2 tRNA genes are annotated in these 276 nt (G+C 48.6%); both read right to left on the reverse strand.

Annotation, left to right across the window (positions count from 1 at the left end):
* Positions 1–42 precede the first annotated feature (42 nt).
* Positions 43–118: transfer RNA gene (locus tag QWF21_RS18150), tRNA-Ala, on the reverse strand.
* 80 nt (positions 119–198) lie between these two features.
* Positions 199–275, reverse strand: a tRNA-Ile gene (locus tag QWF21_RS18155).
* Position 276: the final 1 nt, after the last annotated feature.

The following is a 276-nucleotide window of genomic DNA, read 5'->3' on the forward strand; positions in this document are numbered from 1 at the left end:
TTCACACTAAGGGCTTTCATTTGAATTTAAGAGCAAAGTAAATGGTGGAGTTAAGCGGGATCGAACCGCTGACCTCCTGCGTGCAAGGCAGGCGCTCTCCCAGCTGAGCTATAACCCCGTTCTAGTGTTGAGTGTTTGGTTTTAAGTGCTTCGTTGCTTTTTACTCAACATTCAACACTCACAACTCAACACTCAAAGTGGTGGGTCTGAGTAGACTCGAACTACCGACCTCACCCTTATCAGGGGTGCGCTCTAACCACCTGAGCTACAGACCCA

Origin of the sequence: Alkalimonas mucilaginosa, assembly GCF_036327005.1 — a bacterium.
Lineage (GTDB): Bacteria > Pseudomonadota > Gammaproteobacteria > Enterobacterales > Alteromonadaceae > Alkalimonas > Alkalimonas mucilaginosa.